The organism is Acidobacteriota bacterium, from assembly GCA_039028635.1.
Taxonomy (GTDB): Bacteria; Acidobacteriota; Thermoanaerobaculia; order Multivoradales; family JBCCEF01; genus JBCCEF01.
Genome location: JBCCHV010000010.1, coordinates 17988 through 33405 on the forward strand (window position 1 = coordinate 17988; position 15418 = coordinate 33405).

Below are 15418 nucleotides of genomic sequence, written 5' to 3' on the forward strand. Positions count from 1 at the left end.
GGCACCGAGGAGAGCCATGAGCGACGAATCGAACACCCCCTTCGCCACCAACGAGATTCCGCTCTACTACCAGCTCGGCACCATCCTGCGGGAGCAGATCCTCTCCGGCCGCTACGCACCGGGCGAGAAGCTCCCCACGGAGGCCGACCTGGTCAACGGCTACGGCGTCTCGCGAATCACCGTGCGGCAGGCCCTCAAGTCCCTCGAAGAGGAGGGCATGATCCGCCGCGAGGCCGGCCGCGGCACCTTCGTCAACGCCGACGTCGCACCGCCCGAAATGCTGCAGATGGACGGTTCCCTCGACGACCTGATCTCGATGGGACTGGCGACCTCCGTCAAGCTGGTCGACCTGCGCCACGTCTCCGCCACCCGCAAAGACCGCGAAACCTTCGGCCTGCGCGAGGGCGCCCAGGTGGTGCAATGCACCCGGGTGCGCTACTACCAGGACAAGCCCTACAGCTACATCGTCAATCGACTGCCGGCGCACCTCGCCGACCGCTTCGAAGACCACAACTGGGAGAGCGGCTCGATCCTGCAGTTCTTCGAGGAGAAGCTCGGCCTCGACCTCAAAGAAGCCGAGCAAACGGTGCGCGCCACCCTCGCCGACGCCCTCCTCGCCAAGGCTCTCGACGTGCGGGTGGGAGCGCCGCTGCTGTCCGTCGACCGCGTCGTGCTGACCCGCTCCGGGAGCGCCGTCGAACGGGTGCACACCTACTACCGCGGCGACATCTACTCCCTCACCGTCCACCTCACCCGCGACCAAGGTCAGAGCCGGCCGGCCCAGGACTGGACCCTCAAGAACCGCAGCGAGGGGGGAGCATGAGCCGCCCCTTCTACGGCTGGGTGATCGCCGGCGCCTCGCTGGTCGCCCTGATGGTGACCAACGGCATGATCATCGGCGGCATCAACGTCTTCGACGAGGCGCTGCTCGAAGAGTTCGGCTGGAGCCGAGCGGCGCTCAAGTTCCGCGACCTGCTGACCTTCGCCATCGCCGGCCTCCTCGGCCCGCTGGCCGGCGCCATCGCCGACCGCTTTGGCGTCAAGCGGCCGATGCTATTCGGCGCCCTGCTGCTCGCCGGCTGCTACTTCTTCTATGGCCGGGTGTCGTCCATCGGCCAGATGTACGTCATCCACACCCTGTTCGCCTTGGTGCTCGCCACCTGCGGGCTGATCGTCACCGTCATGCTGGTGTCCCACTGGTTCGTCGCCAAACGCGGCACCGCCATCGGTATCGCCCTGGTCGGCACCAGTCTCGGCGGCGTGCTCTTTCCCAAGCTCGGCACGGCGCTGATCAGCTCCTATGGCTGGCGTACCGCCTTCGCCATCGAGGCGGCCTTCCCCATCGCCCTGCTGGTGGTGATCGCCCTGCTGGTGCGCGACCGACCGGAAACCATCGGCCTCGAGCCCCTCGGCGCGTCGCAGGCGGCCGGCGCCGGCCCCACCTCGGCCAGCGGGCTGGCCTACGGCGAGGCCCTGCGCACCGGCACCTTCTGGGCCCTGGCCTTCGCCGCCATGACCACCTTCTACTCCATCCTCGGCGCCCAGGCCCACCTCTTCCTCCACTTCCGCGACCTCGGCTTCGAGCCGGCCACCGCCGCCAGCGCGTTGGCCACCCTCTACCTGATGGCCCTGGTCGGCAAGTTCGCCTGGGGCTTCCTCGCCGACGTTCTGCCCCAGAAGCGCGTCCTGCTGGTCAACATCGGCGTCATGTGGCTCGGCAGCGTCCTCCTCGCCACCCTCCAGCCCAACCTCGTGTGGCCCGCAGTCCTCGTCTTCGGCCTCGGCTGGGGCGGCCTCTACACCCTCCTCCAGCTCCTCACCATGAACACCTTCGGCCTCAAAGCTTCCGGCAAGATCCTCGGCACCATCACCGTCCTCGACGCCATCGGCGGCGGCCTCGGCATCTGGCTCACCGGCCTGCTCTACGACCGCACCGGTGGCTACCAGGTGCCCTTCACGGTGCTGGCGGTTCTGATTGCACTGGCGTGGATCGCGGCGACTCAGGTGCGACCGCGGGTGCGGTGAGGGGGTCGGCGAACTGGCGGAGAATTCCTTCGAGACGTCTCAGCCGCTCTCGTCAGCGAGCTCGAGAACCCTGGTGATCAACTCTTGGCCGAGGTGAATTCCGACGTCTTGCAAGGCATCCAGCTCTGACCTCAGGTTAGGCAGAAGTTTCTGCTGTTTGGCCTTGAGGAGTATTCCGAGAGTCCCGGTTAGAGAAAGGCCAAGGCGAAGAGCGTGTCGTCTGCCGAGTCTCTCGTCGATCACAACCAAGTCGGCATCTCGCTCTTGGGCCAAGGCAATCACTTCGGCTTCCCCGCGATCGAGATCGGAAAGCAGGTCGGCTCGCCGAGGGTCCTCGAGGCGGACGACTTCGATCCAAGGCGCCGCATCGAGCTGAGACACTCCCGCCCTGGCGGCGCCGCCCAGCAAGATCTCCTGATGCACTGCGGAGGGAACCAGTACGGCTCCGTAAAGGTCTCGCAACAAGTCAAGGCGATCCAGAACCGCTAACGAGATGATCGGAGTGGCGTTGACCACCACAACCAAGGACCCGACCGGGTCAGGCATTCGCGAGATCTTGCTCGAGCTCTTCAGGGTCAACACCCATCGGCGAAAGGCCGAATCGCCCGAGCAGGAACAAGAATTCTGCCCGGCCGACTCCAGCGAGCTCCGCAGCTCGCCCCGTCGTCAACCGCCCTAGCTCGTAGAGCTTGACCGCCAGGAGCAAGCGCGCCTCTGCCTCGAACTCTTCCGGCGTCTCTTTGAGGGACAGCAGAAGGTCGTCGGAGTAAGGAATCGTCAAAGCACGGTCGGACATTTCAGCTCCTTCGAGAAGCGAAGCGGCTTCGTTATCGCCTTCCAACTCTACCGTGTCGCGTACTCAAACCCGTGTTTTCACGCCCCTCAGCCTTGCCGGCTCACCATCTCGTTGATCCAGATCGGAGCGAAGGGCGAGGTGCAGCCCTTCGAGACCGGGTAGTCGCTGTAGATCCCCAGCGCCTCGCCGATGGCGAGGGCCCGCTCCCGGTATTCAGGATGTTGGATCCCGATCTCCACAAGGGCTATGTTCATCGTCCACTGCACTTCCGCCGCGGCGTCCCCCATCTCGGACTCGAGGCGATCGAGCAGCGCCGGGAGGTCGAGCCCGTCCGGGCTCTTCGCGATCCGCTCGGCGGTAAGCGCCCAGCCGGCGCGCCCGGCCATCGGGTCATCGCTGGTCATCCATTGCTGACGGAGGGCTTCCTTGTCACGATGCTTCTTGACAACGTAGGAGATCAGCCAATCCGACACCTGCACGAAGGTGAGAGACCGCACCAGGCGATCCACCTCGTCGGCGGAAAGGGACTTCGGCTTGATCAGCAGGATCGCTAGAAAGCGCGCATCGATGTTACCGGTGTCCCAGAGCTCCAGGGCCAGCTCGTGATCGGTCTTGATCTGCTTCGCCAGCTTGCGCACGTCGCCACGGCGCACGCCGTACTGGTTGTCGCCTGAGCCATGCCTCAGGTTCTGCGCCCGCATCCTCTCGTTGCCAAGGGCTTCGAGCTCGGTGAGGGCTTGTTCGAGAGTCATCGTCATGATGCAGACTCCTTTCGGCTTCTCCGTCTCTGGTCGCTGAGACTCTATCGGGCTCGCTCACACCGCACCAACGGCGCCCTCACGCCAGACCTTCAACTCCCAGTGACCGTCGCCTTTCGGTCCTCGGCCTGGGAAGAAACAGCCCGCTCGAGGTCATACATGTCGGCCACCCAGTCCCAGTCACCCACGACCGGATCCGTCGGAGCTTCCGAGAAGTCCTCCACGACACCCAGCGTCAACTGATCGCCCTCGAGCTTGTAGATGGTCACCACCACGGTCCCGATGTCGTCGTCATGAACGTTCGCGACGATGGTGGCGTGGAGCTGCTTCGGCTCGGTCCCCTCGGGCAGGGTGAAGGTGGTCTCGTACCAGAAGTCACTCGAAGGCTGACGATAGGAAAGCGTATTGCCCTCAATGGTCACGATGCAGGGGCCACCGGGCCCACGACCTTCCCAGACTCCCTGAATCAGCTCGAGCTCGGTCGCAGGCCGCAATGGACCGCTCTGGCTCGCCGTGAGCAGGGGCGCCAGAAGTAGGGCGAGAGCGCACACCAGAATAAGCTGGGACAGAGTCTTGCTCATCTCAAGAACCTAACACTTGCGAACCTCACCGGAACTGATCGGGTTCGAGGGAGCCCTAGGCGGAACAATCAGAAGGCTCCACCGTGAACTCCGTCAGGAACACCATGTCCTTGGCACTGTAGGAATACTTCATGGCGATGCCTTGGTCGAGAAAATCCTGACGCGTTTTCGGCTGGCTGCAGGCGCTGTTGACCACCGTCGGCTTGAGCGCCTGGATCTCCTCGGCGGTGATGTCTGCGGCGGTCAGGTTGACGAGCCGATAGTTGTAGACAATGGCGGACGGCTCCGCCCCGACGTTCACCAACTCGGTCTCGCGATCGACCATCATCGGGCCCCCCTTGTTGATCTCGCTCGCCACCTCGAGCAGAAGCTCTTGGGAAGGTCCGTCGGGCTCGCCATCTCCACCGCCGCAGGCCGTCAGGACGACCACCGCCACCATCAGAATCAGAACCATCAGTCTGTTTCCCATCGATCCCCTCCAAAGTAGTCCTGTGGCCCTCAAAACTCGACGCCGCATTCCAGAAGTGCCAGCCGATTATCCAAGTTACGCAGAATCAACCATCTAGATTCTTCGGCGTCCCAACAGGCGGCACAAGCGGCCGCTCGCTCGTGGCTCGCGACACGCCCTGCTCTCTCAGAGCTGCGGCACTCCCGAGAAGTATCATGATGGCATGCATCGAATTTTGCAGGCGGCCACTCGTGCCCAGCCTGTTCCTGGTGACTGGGGCCAGTGGCGAGCTCGGGAGAGACTGCGGGCTCCCGGAGCCGCTCTAGCCACTGTTTCAGACGGAGTGCCGCAACGCCCCAACCCTGGCCGCCTGAGCGGAGAGCAAACATGGCCGACTACAGAGATCAAGTAGAACGCGGTGAGCTACACCAGACGTACCGGGACCTTCCCGAGAGGCCATACCGGAGCCCTCCAGAACGTGGTGGCGGCTCGAATGGAGGCCCCGGCCTTCGCGGGTGCAGCGCCTTTGGTTGCTTGGTACTCGCGATCGCCGGATTCTACTCTCTCAACAAGCTCACTTTCGACCAGCTGCAAGACTCTCCGTTCTCCGAAGCAGGAGATGCCTACTATTTCTTTCATGAAGAGAGCGAGCCGCCGCTCTATGAGGTCTTGAGGTTCTACGATGACGGTACGGTGGTCGGCATGAGCCTGTTGGACATGGGAGACATCCACGATTTCTGGCGCCAGAAGTCCGACCGATTTGATCGCAAGTCCGGAAGAAAGGGTTATTACCGAATTACCGACGAAACGATCAATTTCTCCATAATTACAACGAAGGGCAGCATCGACTACTCAGGGCACCTCTCGGATGGAAATTTGATTCTCGACGCTCATAGTCACGTCGACGGATATCGGGCAACCGGAAAGATTTATCAGCCACTAGGCCGCGGTCCGGACCAGCTCCAACCCTAGAGCCTTCTACCGAATTCTAGTCGCCCCGCAGTTCCTCAAGCTTGTCGCGGGCATTGGTGTTGGCATCGTTGAGCTCGAGGGACTTCTCGTAGTTCTCGATCGCGAGCTTCTTTTTCCCGGCGTTCATGTAGGCCTCCGCGAGGCTGTCATAGACATTGAAGCTCTGCGGGTAGGACTCGACGTTGAGCTCGAAGAGACGGATTGCCAGCGCCAACTTCCCGGCTCCCATCCAGGAGTACCCCAGCCGGTTGATCTCCATCTCCGTGAACAGTCCCGCGGTTGCCGGATCGGCCTTCCAGGCACGGTGGATCTCCACCACCTGCTCGATGCCACCGCTCGCCTCCGCTTGGGTCAGCAGATCACTCAACGAGGCCAGTTTCACCTGACGCAGAGAGAAGCGAGGAGAGGGAGGAACAGCGACGCCGGGTGGTGCTCGGTTAATGAAGTCGTTGACGTAGAGGCGATCTCCCAGCGGGCCCGCGGCAATCCCGTTAGGCCAGGAGAACAGCGCTTCCTTGGCGGTACCATCCTTCTCGCCCATCACGCCGGTGCCGGCCACCAGCGTCACCTCGCCATCGTTCGACACGCGATAGACGCGATGGCCCCGGAAGCTGGTGGCGTAGAGAGAACCTCGCGCCATCGCCACGTGACCATTGCCGCCACCGGGGATGGTGGCGAAGTCCGACACTTGCCCTTCCGGGCTCACCTTCAACATCTTGCCGTTGCTGAAGTTGACCACGAAGAGGTCACCCTGCGCCCCCCGGGTGATGCCGTTGGGACAACTGAAGAGCTCGCTCTCGGCAAAGGTGCTGACCTCTCCCTGCGAAGTCACCTTGCCGATGGAGTTGGTTCGGCAGTTACAGACGAAGAGATTCCCCTCGGGATCCAAGGCCAAACCCACCGGCCCGCCGAGACCCTCCGCGATCACCTCGTGGTTGCCGAGGCGGTCGATTCGGCTGATGGTGTCGCCATAGAAGTTCGACTGCAGCAGCCGTCCCCTAGCATCGATGGCATTACCGGACGCGCCGTACAGCCCTTCGGCGAAGACCTCGGCCTCGCCAGAGGGAGAGATCCGCCAGACCTTGTCGAGAAAGTCCGCCGAGTAGATGAAGCCGGCGCGATCCACCGCCACACCGCCCACCGCACCGGCCAAGGAATCGGCCAAGGTATGGACCTGGTTCCCACCGCCCGCCGAGTCCGCCTGGGCCAGAGCCTCGGGCGCGAGGATCGACAGGAGGACAGCGGCGAAGACCAGATTTCGAGACGGGGTACCGAGGCGCGAGATTCCAGGCCTGCGAGCGAACGACGAACGAATTGACATGATGAATCCTCCCGAGGCGACCCGCTTCCGAACCACCTCTGATGCCCTAAACATCGACTAGAACGATCTCTGCATCTGACATCGATACGTACGGCAAGAGCGAGGGTTCTACGGCCGGGTCAGACTGCGGGGTCTGGCGGCGGAGCCACGACAGCCAGGTGACTCAGCGACCGCGAGAAGCCCAACCCTGCAAGCATGATAAGTTCTTGATGTCCCTTCGCATGCTGCTCATGATCCGTCTTCTTCCACGGTCGCGCTATTCCTTCCTATAACGATGTTCGCGATGCGACCAGTGCAAGCCGAGGGTTCGGCAACACCATCGGATGCGAGTGAGTTCGAATCGGCATGGCGACTCAGCGCCTTGTCGCTAGTGATTGCACTCGCCCTGAATGGTTGCTCGGGGATCAAGATCCATGGCAACTACTGCGGACCGGGTCACCCTCCCATCCTCAAAGAGGATCCCCAGGCCGAGCGGTGGAGCAAACGATACGATCGTACGCTGCGAGCACACTTTGCTTGCTGGAAAGGCTCAGAGGCCGCAGATTATCCACAGGACCACACCCGATGTCCGCACACCTGCGACGAGCAATTTGCAGAGTCCCTACTTCGGCTACGCCAGGACAGCCATCTAGTCTCGAACCGCATTCGAGAACTCGACGAGCCATGGTGGCAGGGCTACTCCTACCACCTCGATGAGTACCAGCATTGCCTGAACCAGGAGGATCACGCCTCCGGTGAGTGCGCGAGTCGACTTGCCGGGGGATTGGCATTCGCCGGACCGCCCCCTCTGCGGGATTTCTCGCTGCCCTGGCGAGATGATCTCGATCGGGCTTGCCGGGAGCACGATCTCTGCTGGCGGCTGGAACGAGCTTCCGGCCAGGAGGGCTATGAGCAGTGCAATGAAGAACTGATCCAATTTGCTCGTTCGATGGAACCGTGGTCGAGCGAATGTGAGCTCCTCACCGAAGACGTAGCCAAGTACTTCAAAGGTGTCCACCCAGTTCGCACGGCGACCAAGACGAAATGGTGGCGGCCCTTCACGGCGATTCTCCACATCAGACTCGGCTCTTTCCTGGGAGCCTTTGTCGGAAAGCCGCTCAACCTTTACAAAACAGCCTCCCTTTGCTGTGATCTCAAAGAAGAAGCGCGACAGAGTCGAGAGTTGGCAGCGTCGGATGACCCGTGCGTGGCCGACTCGATCAATACGTCGCGTATTGACTGGGTACCCGTCGCCCCAGAACGAGTTGCCGGAATCGTCTCGGAGTCGGTCGAGCGGCACCAGCAAGACCTCGAGAGCGGGCTTCGTGTCGCTCTGCGGCCACCGCCCGGATCGGATATCTCGGAGCGTGTCCGCACCCGCTTCGAGATCGAGGCCGAGGCTGCGATCCTCGCAATCCTCGAGAGGCCCGGCCGGTTGAGCCCTTGGCGCGAACCGGGTCCGAAGAAGTTCCGGGGCTGGGTGTTCACCGGCACCTCTCTCTACTTCGCGTCGAAAGCCAAGCGCAAATCCTGGTTCGGCGATGACGGCAATGCCTTCATCGTCGGCACAGGACAACCAGGCCCGGAGAACCAGGCGGAGGAGTACCCTCCTCTCGACCTTCTCGACCTGCCCTTTCGAAAGCTGCGGGTCACCTCGGACTCATCGGTCGACCTGGGGGACGGCCTGTCACGACCAACTACAGCGCCGTCGGAGCTGATCGAGCTCCTCGAGGAAATGGCGGCAAAGCTCGCCGAGCCACCGCCGGCATAGAACGGGTCGAGCCCCACAACTCCTCTACCTCCAGCACGGGGGAGAAGACCAACGCATACCTCGACCAGCATCCTACAAATGGCGAGGAAGAGAGCTCTGCGGCCTGTCCTTTGCTACACTCCCGGCTCGCAAATTCTGCCTCATCATCGACGGCCCAGGAGTCGACGTGGAAAACTCTGAGATCGAATCGCTCTACGAGTCCCTCAAGAAGCTCGGAATCATCAAGAGCCCTGAGAGAATTGGACAGCTATGGAAAGTACTGAATGGCTACATGGCCAAGAAGACGGTCTTCTACGACATGGAGTGCATCGAAGACGACTCCTCCTACGGCGAGCTCTTCATCGAATTTTGGAAAGTCTTTCGGGACGAGCTTCGAATCAGAAGGTTCGACATAAAATCGTTCCTGGACACCAAGAACAAGCGAGCCGGCATCAGTGTTGTCATCGGAGAAGAAACCCTTTCGAGCGAATGGGAACAGAGCGCTGACTGGGTCGAGAGCGGCTTTCTGACCTTCATCAAGGAGCAGATCGAGCCAAGGCTCGGGGGGCGCTTCGTCGAGTTTGTGACCATCGACCAGGGCTATCGGGCGTTATACCTTCCAAAAGAGGTGGCTGACTCGGCGGACAAGCTCTTCAGAGACCTCGAGGAAGGGCAGATGTGGTAGCGAAGCTCGCTGTTGCTCATCCTGGTCGCCTCTCCGTCATCACCCATTCCGAAGAAGGCAGCTACTTCGACCAAGCCAGCCGATCGTCAGCCCGCCGCACCGATGGCCTGGATCTCTTTGCCAGGCTTGATCCGATCAAGCCCGAAACAGCGCGTGACGCTCAGAAGGATCGAAATCTGGTCTCCCGGAAAAGAGAGACCATCCGTGACTTGGAGCCCGAGGTCCGACGCACGGGCTTCGGTGCCGCCAGCAAGGCTGCCAAGACGTGCGGACCGCGGAGGGCTCCATTTGAAAGGAGACTTCTATGAGCAAGCGTTCCGCATTCCTGACCCTTTCCCTGACTTGCCTCGTAATTCTGGCTTTCGTCGCGATCTTGCCAGCAAGCGCCGGGAGCTCCACCACGGACCACGGCAAGGGAGAAATTTGGTCCCCCTTTCTCGACGGCCCTGTGGCCGAGGGCTGTTCCGAGAGCTGGACCGCCGTCTCGTACGCCTACTGCACTTCCCAGACCGCGAAAGATCACTGCGCCGATTCGTGTGTTGAGGGAGAGACCGGAATCCTCAGCTCGGTAACCGTGGGCGGACGATGCTCCTGTGATTGCTGCTCCGACGGAGCATCGTTCTAGAGACCCGAACCCGCAATGCACTGGCAGCTCAGGACAAGAGGCGCCCTTGAAGCGTTGAATCGCGTCAGGCAGCTGCCAGTGCCTCCCTCATCACGGCCCGGTTCTCTCAGCGCAACTCATCGGCCAGCGCAATTTCGCACCACCAGAAAAGATAAGTCCTAGAAGCGTTGCGTGCCCGGCGCTGGGCCGACGTCCTCCTCCACCCCACCACCCTCAGCAACTCCCCACCCTCCCATAGCTGCCAGATCCAAACCTGGTGTCCCTAACCACGGCTGAATCAGTCCCAGGCCGGTGGCGGACGACCATCAGCCTGCGGAGACCGGCTCCGAAGTCGAGTTGACACCCCATCGCCGAATAAATGATAATGAGTTCTCATTAGCTGCACTTGCAGCAGCGTTTCACCGGCAATGCTCGGGTCAATTCCGACGGCCCGAATCCGTCCCGAGTTTCGATGAGTCCACCAAGCACCCTGGCCGCCGACTCTGGCCTGGCACCAGTTCCAGCCGGTGAGCGGCTGAGCGTTCTCGACGCCATCCGGGGCGTCGCTCTCGGCGGGATTCTCGTGGCCAACCTCGTGTCCTTCTTCGGTGTGTACTGGATGAGCGCCGAGACCCGGCTGGCCATGGTCGGCGGCACTCTAGGCGAGACCGTCATCTTTGGGATGGACTGGCTGATCGAGGGAAAGTTCTACTCGGTCTTCTCGATCCTCTTAGGAGTTGGATTTGCAATTCAGTTGCAAAGAGCCGAGGCGCGAGGGCAGTGTCGATCGCAGTTCGGACGCTTTTTCCGCAGACGAATGGCTGTCTTGATCGTGATCGGGCTCGTCCACTTGTACGCGATCTGGGCCGGCGACATCCTCACGCTCTACGGAGTGATGGGTCTCCTTCTCCCAACGTTGTCCCGAGGGCACGGCCGCGTTCGGCTCGCGGTAATCATCCTCTTTCTATTGACGCCTCTGGCGACGCACGTGCTCGTCTACTCCACCGAGGGTCGACTCGACCCGAGACCGCCGTTCGCGGAACTGGGGGCTCGAGTCCAGGAAAGATTGGACGGCGAGCGCGGCAGATCTTCACTGGAGCTTTTCGCAGCAGACCCGCGCGGCTATGTGGCGTGGAATGTTGGCTATGCAGTGGCGCGACCGGGAACCTATCTCCAGGGTGGACGCCCCGCTCACGTAATGGGTCTTTTCCTCATTGGAGCTTGGCTCGGAGTCTCCCTGCTGCCTCGCCTTGCATCCCTCGGGCGATCACTCAGGATCACCGCCGCCGTCGGTGCTGCGATCGGACTCCCGGCGAGCCTCGTCTATGCCGTGATCAAGCTCCGGCACGCGCAATCCGGCTTCATGTTGTCACCTGAAGGACTGCTCCAGACCGCGGCCTATGCCCTCGGAACGACTCCTTTGGCGCTGTCGTACCTCGCCCTCGCCGTGCTCGCATGGAGGACGGGCTCCGGACGACGGCTGCTCGAGTGGTTCGTCCCCCTGGGTCGGATGGCGCTCACCGTTTACATCGGCCAGTCGGTGATTCAGCTCTTCATATTTACAGGGTGGGGGCTCGGCTTGGCCAGCAAAACCCCTGTCGCACTGCTCCCCCTCGTTGCCACGGCCATCCTCATCGTCCAAAGACAGGCGTGCGTCTGGTGGCTCGCGCGGCGCGGGCAGGGACCGCTCGAATGGGTCTGGCGAAGAGCCACCTACGGATGATGTCCCTTCCGCACCGAACGGCGCCCAGCCGTGGACGCAGAAGCGGTGCAAGTCCGGCTCTGAGGAGGATCTCAGACGCCAAGGCAACTCCCCTCTTGAGCATCAGAGGCGCCGGTCGAGTCTCAGGACACAAACAGGATCCGCTTGCCTAAGATCCCGCTCGTCGAGAGCCCAGCCGGCCGCGCTGGGGACGCACAGGACACTGCCTGCTCAGCTGGACCATCGCTTTCCGGATCAACCTAGCCCGCGGGCCACCTATCGACATCGACGCAGTGAGCTGCGCCAGCAGGCATGTGATGAGGCCGCAGTCCTCGCAAATGAAGTGCGGTTGACGGCAGCGTTCGTCCTGAACCCCGTTAAGGACGCAGCCATCGATGTCCACCGCGCAGGTGACCACCGAGGCGACACTGGCGGTGCGACTCAATTAAGAGGGCGGCAACCCTGTCAAGCGGCGTAGTAGTCACAGCACCATACTCAAGCAACTGATTCAAAGCCACTTGGGTAGAAGGGTGGCACCTCTTTCCGGCAGTCATGGAACCACCCTCAAGTCGCTGATTTTGATGCGGCTTGGTCAGAGGGTGGCGCCTCTACCTATCTACCTGTTGCAGGCGAGGTAAAGAGCTACGATTTCTCGTTCTCCATGGTGCGCCGAGGCCCGTTCTCTGCGATCTGGCCGACTGCCAGCTCCGCCGCTCACCACTAGGTTATAATCTCTGCACATGCTAATCATAGCGCCTCCACGAAGTATGCCAGTCACTGCGAAAAAAGTGCATGTGTTCGGAATAATGCGGTTAATTCAACTAGACCGATAAACGATCGGAGGGATGACCTTGGAGTCATTTAGATACTTTCCCAATGTGGCAAACTTTCTCAAAGGAACGATCTTTGCCGATCGCCTGGAGAATCTGGACAGCGACTATCTACCAGGAACTCAAAGGTTTCGGTTTTACCAAAGGCGAGAGAGACCAAGACTCGAAATATTCGATCACAAGGCAATGGGACTTGACTATGAGGAGGCTCTCCTTGAGAGAGTCCAGCTTGATTTCCCGGTGAATTTCCACGTCGTAGTAGGCGGTCTCGGATCCGGGAAGAGCACTGCTGTAAGGAAGCTCCGCGCATCAATCATTGAACGCCGAAAGCAACTCCAAGATCAGAATCCATGCAGTTGCGAACCCTGCGATCGGGAGCCGATAAATATCGACCTGATGGCTCAACTGGCTTCAACCCCAGCCAGAAACGCCGTCCAAGAGATCGCGCGCGCAATTCGATTCAAGATTTACGGCGCACTTCTCAATACTTGGATCAAAGATTCGCCGGAATCGCAGAAGGCTATCGAAGATAATCCCAGAGCCATGAAAGTCATCCGACGACTTCTTCTCGCCAACGACATCGCGGCTTGGGCGGACAACGAACGTCCCGGATCGTACCCACTAGACCTAGAACACCCTGACTGCTTATTGGATGACCCCCTGCTGCAACAAAGACCCACAGCAACACTGATCGACGAGCTGGTCACAAGATTTCGCAAAGGGACCACTTCATTTGCGAGCAGACTAAATGCGATCACTTCTGACCCGGAGACGAGCTACTCTTTAGCATCCACCGTAGTGGGGTTTTACATATCACAATGCTCAGCTGAAAACCCCTGCAACCTGATCGTTGTCGACAACATCGATGAACTTCCAACTGAGCATATAGAACAAGTCGCCGCCAGGGTGCAGAGACTAGCGGCACTCACCTCAAAGTGCAGATTTATCATGCCAGTCAGACCGAGCTCTCTCGGCCTCGAAGGATTTGTCAACAATCCGAATTACATGTTTCACTACGGACCAAATTGCTTCGAGATGATGCTTCAGAGAATCAGTGAAAAACTACTCCTAGTTCCCAGAGAGGAGCTGATCCCCCTATTCACAAAGAGGCCTTCAAAAGAAGAAATAGACGTACTACTAGTGACAGCCTATCTGTACTCCCTGATGTTAGCAGCAGGCAATTTCGACTCGCTAGGACAACCGGTGACCCTTGCCGAGTGCAGACCACAAGTTCATCCGAATCACGACTTCCTTACATCAATTTCCGTGGGCGGAAAACCCCTCGGCCACCTAGGAAGAACCATTGGCGCAATCGTAGGTACCTCCGGTAGGTATGCTACAGCAACCGCTTCTCGCTTCTTCTACCACATCTACCAAGATGGCCAAGTCCTAGACTACCTGTTCTCCCGTGGCCTCAGAATAAGAAAAGAGGTCGCCCTACAGATAGGCTATTCGCACTCAATCAGCGCGATCCTCGGTGACCCAGGAGAAGGTCCTACCGAAAGTAGGTTGGTGAACCTGTTTCGCCCTTCGTCGTTCTCGACTCACCCTGGATGGCCAACGCTAGCGAGAGTCAGAATCCTGTTGCTTCTTCAGCGGCGCCTGCGAGTTCGCGTTGGAGAGGTACTAGCGAGCCTGGCGCTCTATGGTGTTCCCGTGGAAGTTGGTCTTCAGTCCCTAAACGCGCTCCACAACAAAGATCGACTCCTAGTCTGGTTCAGCAGGAATAAGGACCTCCGCAATAGAAAACAACACCTTTCACAGGATGTAGTCATCTCTGAGCACGGACTTGCATACCTTGAATCGGTAGTAGTAGATTTTGAATACCTTTGGTTTTGCGCATCACAGTTAGGCGCCAGATTCGTCGGAGAAGGTCCTGCGAACTTCCGAGCCAGAGTCGGTGAGTTTGTTTCGATACTATCAATGATAGCAAAGACTGACTCAAAGCAACTCTTATTCAGCCGGCTTTCTGGGCAGGGTCTCTGGAAGGACTCGGCAGAGTCTGAGCAATTCTTAGGTCTTTGGCTGGCCTATGCCGCATTGCCGCGGGCCCTCAGTGGTGCAAGTGTTGCCGCAGATCGGTCAGGCAACAAGAAGTATGAACAGGAAGTCACGGATTCTGCGGCTGAGTTGCTTACAGTCTGCCTTGAGCTTCAGGAGATCTACAGAATCTTCTTCGGGTCAAACGGCTATCTAGTGACCTACGAAGAACCCGTGGCGCGAGCGCGGGTTGCATTGACCAGGGCACTTACGGAAGGAAAACTTGGCGGTGACGACTTTGAAGAAATTGGCCGCAGTCTCTTATCGAGCTGGAAGGAGCAGGCCTCCATTGAGAGATTTCCAGAGAGCCAGGTACAGGTGAGTGACAGCCCAAAGGAGGACCTCATAGAATCTCTATCTCGATTCGGGGCGGCTTTTCCAGGTCTATCGAAAAGCATTAAGGCACTAAGCGAGAGAGAGGTCGCGCAACAGGAGTACGGCCGCTTTCTGATTCAGCGCGAGCGCTTGAAGACTTTGATTTCTAGCCGAGTTCCTACCACCTCGATGTTGGCGGCCCAACTGAGGAGAACGACAATCCAGGCGGAGCTGGCAAAGTCACATCTTTCGCGCAACGCGGCAACTGGCGCGAAGCTCACAAGGTGGACTGCCGAACAGGTAGAAGGATTAGATAGTTTTCATGAGGACCTAGTTGCTTACAACTTCAAGATCGAGGGCTTTCCCAAGAAGCGTGAAATGGATGAATTCAAGGGAAGAGTTGCAAAGATCTCTGACTTAGTTATGGAACTAGGGCAGTTTCTTGGCGTTCAAACTCCCGAGGTCCTTGCTCTTAGATGGCTTTAGCCAGTAGATACCTCACAAAGAAATCATAGAGACAAGTTGCGGAGATGACTCTCGAGCTCCTGGCCGTCGCGTCGAGGTGGAGGTATTCGCCTTCCCAGATGCCGGCGTGACGCGCGAGGTTGGTGC

13 protein-coding genes are annotated in these 15418 nt (G+C 59.8%); 7 read left to right on the forward strand and 6 right to left on the reverse strand.

The features are described 5' to 3' along the window. The first annotated feature begins 16 nt into the window (after nucleotides 1-16). Both AAF604_06230 and AAF604_06235 read left to right on the forward strand, forming a co-directional pair. Complete coding sequence (locus AAF604_06230) at nucleotides 17-823, forward strand: GntR family transcriptional regulator (GenBank protein MEM7049236.1); 807 nt, start codon at nucleotides 17-19, stop codon at nucleotides 821-823. Beyond that, nucleotides 820-2025 carry an MFS transporter gene (locus AAF604_06235; protein MEM7049237.1) on the forward strand — a complete coding sequence of 402 codons (1206 nt, stop codon included), beginning with the start codon at nucleotides 820-822 and terminating at the stop codon, nucleotides 2023-2025. The genes AAF604_06230 and AAF604_06235 overlap by 4 nt, the downstream gene beginning before the upstream one ends. Nucleotides 2026-2064: 39 nt before the next feature. Here the strand turns inward: AAF604_06235 and AAF604_06240 are convergent, their stop codons facing one another. The 5 genes from AAF604_06240 to AAF604_06260 all read right to left on the reverse strand — a co-directional run bounded on the left by AAF604_06240 (nucleotide 2065) and on the right by AAF604_06260 (nucleotide 4629). Then, nucleotides 2065-2571, reverse strand: a complete 507-nt coding sequence (locus AAF604_06240; protein MEM7049238.1) for a DUF3368 domain-containing protein — start codon at nucleotides 2569-2571, stop codon at nucleotides 2065-2067. Next, nucleotides 2564-2821, reverse strand: coding sequence for a UPF0175 family protein (locus AAF604_06245; protein ID MEM7049239.1), 258 nt, complete (start codon nucleotides 2819-2821; stop codon nucleotides 2564-2566). Before AAF604_06245 ends, AAF604_06240 begins: the two co-directional genes overlap by 8 nt. An 86-nt stretch (nucleotides 2822-2907) precedes the next feature. Then, nucleotides 2908-3579, reverse strand: coding sequence for a DNA alkylation repair protein (locus tag AAF604_06250; protein ID MEM7049240.1), 672 nt, complete (start codon nucleotides 3577-3579; stop codon nucleotides 2908-2910). Nucleotides 3580-3671: 92 nt separating this feature from the next. Next, complete coding sequence (locus AAF604_06255) at nucleotides 3672-4160, reverse strand: hypothetical protein (GenBank protein ID MEM7049241.1); 489 nt, start codon at nucleotides 4158-4160, stop codon at nucleotides 3672-3674. A gap of 55 nt (nucleotides 4161-4215) precedes the next feature. Continuing rightward, the gene (locus AAF604_06260) at nucleotides 4216-4629 is read right to left on the reverse strand and encodes a hypothetical protein (GenBank protein ID MEM7049242.1); all 414 of its coding nucleotides are present in this window, start codon (nucleotides 4627-4629) and stop codon (nucleotides 4216-4218) included. A 366-nt stretch (nucleotides 4630-4995) separates the two neighbouring features. Between AAF604_06260 and AAF604_06265 the strand changes: the two genes are divergently transcribed. Next, nucleotides 4996-5580 (forward strand): hypothetical protein, encoded by a 585-nt coding sequence (locus AAF604_06265; protein ID MEM7049243.1) that lies wholly within the window; start codon nucleotides 4996-4998, stop codon nucleotides 5578-5580. 16 nt (nucleotides 5581-5596) lie between these two features. On the opposite strand, the gene AAF604_06270 is transcribed toward AAF604_06265, so the two are convergent. Further along, on the reverse strand, nucleotides 5597-6901 hold the full coding sequence (locus AAF604_06270) for a hypothetical protein (protein ID MEM7049244.1): 1305 nt from the start codon (nucleotides 6899-6901) through the stop codon (nucleotides 5597-5599). Nucleotides 6902-7184: 283 nt separating this feature from the next. Between AAF604_06270 and AAF604_06275 the strand changes: the two genes are divergently transcribed. From AAF604_06275 to AAF604_06290, 4 genes are all read left to right on the forward strand, one after another. After that, nucleotides 7185-8651, forward strand: a complete 1467-nt coding sequence (locus AAF604_06275; GenBank protein ID MEM7049245.1) for a hypothetical protein — start codon at nucleotides 7185-7187, stop codon at nucleotides 8649-8651. A gap of 166 nt (nucleotides 8652-8817) precedes the next feature. Further along, the gene (locus tag AAF604_06280; protein MEM7049246.1) at nucleotides 8818-9315 is read left to right on the forward strand and encodes a hypothetical protein; all 498 of its coding nucleotides are present in this window, start codon (nucleotides 8818-8820) and stop codon (nucleotides 9313-9315) included. Between the two features lie 1010 nt (nucleotides 9316-10325). After that, nucleotides 10326-11642 carry a DUF418 domain-containing protein gene (locus AAF604_06285; protein MEM7049247.1) on the forward strand — a complete coding sequence of 439 codons (1317 nt, stop codon included), beginning with the start codon at nucleotides 10326-10328 and terminating at the stop codon, nucleotides 11640-11642. An 824-nt stretch (nucleotides 11643-12466) separates the two neighbouring features. After that, a complete protein-coding gene (locus AAF604_06290) occupies nucleotides 12467-15292 on the forward strand; it encodes a hypothetical protein (protein MEM7049248.1) in 2826 nt (941 codons plus the stop codon). Nucleotides 15293-15418: the final 126 nt, after the last annotated feature.